Genomic DNA, 2,138 nt, shown 5'->3' on the forward strand with positions numbered 1-2,138 from the left:
TCCTTAGACATCATTTGCCGAAGTGGCAACAAAAAAGGGCTTCAGACAATCAGCTGGCTTGAATTACCTACAACGCTGACATATGCGCCGTTGCAGTTTACCTAAATATAACCAACAAACTGCAATGGCGCATATGTGGTGTTGTAGGTAGTGCGTGCGTTTATTCAATTTTTAAGGCTGTTCTTGGCAATTGTCAGTTTCTCAAGCACTTTCTGCTTAAGTTTTGGCTCAACATTTGTCGACCTGACTTTCGCTATCAATGTATCAATATCCTCGTCTAACAACGGTGATGCGATTACCTCAAGGATCTCTCCCAAGTCAATCCTCTTGTCCTGCTCAATTGTCGTCAACGTCAATTGTGTTTGCATTTCCATTACATCAAACAACAATTCATTGCTCCACTCCGTGAACTCCACATTATTCCTACATTCTTCTCCAAAAGTCGAGAGGAAGTCTCCAATTTCCTGTTCACTCAATTTCCCAATTTTTTCGCTTGTAATTGAGAGAACGGAGCCGTCACATTTCTTAATAGATTGTCCAAAGGAGATAGATGACGTCAATGTCACCAGCGCCCAAACAGCAGCCTTAAGATTCATACCTAGTAACTTCATTGAGCATTACCTACAACGCTTGTGTATGTGCCGTTGCGGGGAAAGGAGGGCAAATGAATGACGATAGGAATGATTTGCCCGACTACTCCGAACTGTCCACCGTGACCGAACGTTGTTTGAAACCTAAAGTACAACTTTACACCGCACCCCGCAATGGCACATACACGTTGTTGGCGGCTGTATTTTTTACACTCTCTTAAAGTCGAACGATTCCCCGATCACATAAGAGTCACCGAGTATCATGACTCTAAGTATCTCGGTCTCCTCAACCCACTGGTCATTTGTCCACCGTTTAGGATTTCTTTTCCCAAATAGACTTGGTGTCATTCCGTGTTGCTCCAATACTTCTTGATATTTCTCAAGCAGCTTTAAAGGTCCCTTTGCAAATAGTCCAGACTTTGATTTACACAATTCTATCGGAGATATCTCTTTATTTATAAACTTGTCAAGTGGCAGCCAATTTTTTGACTCACGTCTATGAATCTCATAGATGGCTGAAAACAATTCAAATGGTCTCGTTGTCGGGTTAGTGAAATACAAGTCAGTTTGTACCTGACTGAAAGCCCAAAGTAATGGATGCTCGTCAAGTAGTTCTAACTTGTCACCGAAGGTAGATTTTATTAATTCCTCTCTTACTCCAACTATTTGGACTTCCCAAAGTTGATTGTCGCTGTTGTCCCCTGGCTTAATTACAAATTCTACTCTTAAATCGTCAGAATACCAGTCTGTCCCGGTGATATACACTCCACCATCTTCTTCGAACTCCTCGGTCGAAAATATGTCATTTAATTCCTTATTTAATGTCTCTATATCCATCTCAAAAAAATATTGCCGCCAACGTCTGTATATAAAACGTGCCGGCACTCCAAAATAAGAAATTAAAATCAACCGTGCCGGCATGTTTTATATACTTTGTTGGCAGATGTGCCCGTCACCGCTGCCTCCTAAATTCTTTCAGTCCTTTTGTGTCGAACGTTATCTCAAGCATGTACTTCTCTTTTGCATCCGGCAAAGACAAGTCATAAATCAAAACTGATTGAGTCGTATCCGCTTCACCAAAAAGTCCAATAACTTCGGTCTTTGACATTCCTACTTTTAAGTCGCTTACAATGTCCTCTTCCATCATTTCATAATGACTTCTTTCCATTTCTTCATCTGACTCTATCGGTGCAGTCTGTATGGATATGTAGATGAATAGAGCAAACGATCCTATCACTGTTATCGGTGATAAAATGAATGCGCTGATCCTTGAAAGCAGTTTTATCTGTCTGTCAGATGGGTCCTTCATCACTTTTCGAAGGAGCTTCCTTGTCAGCCAAAAAATTAGTCGTCCAAAGATCAGGAGAAGTAGAACAGTAAGTCCAAGTGTCGGTAAGTCTACTCCCATTAAAAATAAAAGCATATTCAGTCAATCATTAAGCTAACAAGTCTTTCAAAGGGCATAGCTGCCAACAAAAGTGTACGCGACGTTACTTTTGCTTCAAGCTTTAGTAAGCGTAGTCAATATATTAAAAGTAATGTTGCGCA

The 2,138-nt window shown here is 40.8% G+C and carries 3 protein-coding genes; all 3 read right to left on the bottom strand.

Annotated features, from left to right (window positions below; genetic code table 11):
* Positions 1 to 164: 164 nt before the first annotated feature.
* The 3 genes from WBG78_RS30680 to WBG78_RS30690 all read right to left on the bottom strand — a co-directional run bounded on the left by WBG78_RS30680 (position 165) and on the right by WBG78_RS30690 (position 1,998).
* Complete coding sequence (locus WBG78_RS30680) at positions 165 to 596, bottom strand: hypothetical protein (protein WP_337330366.1); 432 nt, start codon at positions 594 to 596, stop codon at positions 165 to 167.
* Between the two features lie 201 nt (positions 597 to 797).
* Positions 798 to 1,427: a hypothetical protein gene (locus WBG78_RS30685; protein WP_337330367.1), complete on the bottom strand. Its 630-nt coding sequence runs from the start codon at positions 1,425 to 1,427 to the stop codon at positions 798 to 800.
* Positions 1,428 to 1,542: 115 nt separating this feature from the next.
* Complete coding sequence (locus WBG78_RS30690; RefSeq protein WP_337330368.1) at positions 1,543 to 1,998, bottom strand: hypothetical protein; 456 nt, start codon at positions 1,996 to 1,998, stop codon at positions 1,543 to 1,545.
* Positions 1,999 to 2,138 lie beyond the last annotated feature (140 nt).

Source organism: Chryseolinea sp. T2 (assembly GCF_037203685.1).
Lineage (GTDB): Bacteria > Bacteroidota > Bacteroidia > Cytophagales > Cyclobacteriaceae > Chryseolinea.